Here is a 1,269-nt window from a genome sequence, read left to right as displayed (position 1 = left end):
AGATCAAAAAGCGCTAACTGCCGACTATCGCCCTTGAGCTGAAGCCTGACTCGAATCGACCAGATCTCCTTGAGCTTTAGGGGCGCCTTCTGTCCCACAAGCTTGCCTAGATTCCAAGCAGGACGTTCCGCTGAGCGGCCTGAACTTCGCTTCATGGCTTTCTCCAATCCCGAGGTGGGATGGAGAGGCTCTAACTGCCTGTGTGTCGCCTCAGTTAAGAGGTGCTAGGGAGCTCAGCTAGGTCACTTTCGCGTCAAAGGCACATCGCACGATGTACTACTCGATTTTCAGTCGATCTGTAGACAGCTTCGCGATCTGCCAGAACAACAATGCGTTGCCCGTAGCTCGAGCAGAGAGCATCGCCCCGTGGATCGAGGCCATGAACATCGCGGCTTCCCCAGCAGGCGGCTCGACTAAGCGCATCACGCCCTTCGTCTCGCCCTCCGTCATGGTCTGTGTGAGCCAGGTTTGCAGATCGTTGAAGTGACCTGTGACCTCCTCGGCGACCTCTGCCGGGATGCTTGGCAGCTCAGCGGCAAGCAGTGCGCAGATGCAGATCGGAGGATTCGACGCCTGAATGCAGTCGGCCCAGTAGCGGATGTAGGCGACCAGGCGCGCATAGGGATCAGGAATCGATTCCTTGAGTGACTGCAGTCCTCGCCGCATCGCCTGCCGGTGCTGTGCGACGGTCGCCTTGACTAGGTCCACCTTGGCCGGAAAGTGGTGATGGATGCTGGCCTTCCTGACATCCACCAGTTCGGCAATGTCGGCATAGCTGAAGCCGTTATACCCACCCGACGCCAGCAGCTCGTTGGCCCGCTGGATGATCTCTTGGGCTTTGGGTGAATACTGAGGCTGGGCTTCTGCGGACGACATCAACGGGTTACCTGGTCTCGATAGGGACGCTGCTTATAAAGCGCTCGCATTTGCAGTGGAATTCCCACGATGAGCGCTAGGAAGAGCGCGCCCTGGACACCCAGCAGCAGCGGGTCTTTCAAGTCTGTCACCACCGGATCGCCGACAGGAAGCCTGCGCAGGCTTTCACTCACCGTGGGGACCATCAGCAGGAACACCGTTACGCTCAGCGACATCGTCTGGACATACGTCCACAGTCGCTTCGCCGGCCGCCACAGCGCGATGCCGTATCCGACCAGCAGAAACACCAGAGTGATCGTCGCGACGATCGAGCTCACCGGCTGGTGCGCGATGGGATAGACGGTGAGGATGCCCAGCAGCATGAACCAGAAGTAGGCGCGGCCGGCAGCAGTC

Annotated in this window: 2 protein-coding genes; both read right to left on the bottom strand. The window is 59.3% G+C overall.

Translation table 11 applies throughout. The annotated features are described in order from the left end of the window. Positions 1–276 precede the first annotated feature (276 nt). Positions 277–876, bottom strand: a complete 600-nt coding sequence (locus AC1VAN_RS22215; protein WP_241877712.1) for a TetR/AcrR family transcriptional regulator — start codon at positions 874–876, stop codon at positions 277–279. Continuing rightward, a partial coding sequence (locus AC1VAN_RS22210; RefSeq protein WP_480986792.1) for a hypothetical protein occupies positions 876–1,269 on the bottom strand: 394 nt, incomplete at its 5' end. The genes AC1VAN_RS22215 and AC1VAN_RS22210, both read right to left, overlap by 1 nt.

Source organism: Stenotrophomonas sp. 05L44_2 (assembly GCF_056665995.1).
This window is presented reverse-complemented; position numbering and strand designations above follow the sequence as displayed.

Coding starts and splice junctions, on each gene's coding strand:
- AC1VAN_RS22215 (WP_241877712.1), bottom strand. CDS start 876: ATGTCGTCCGCAGAAGCCCAGCCTCAGTATTCACCCAAAGCCCAAGAG.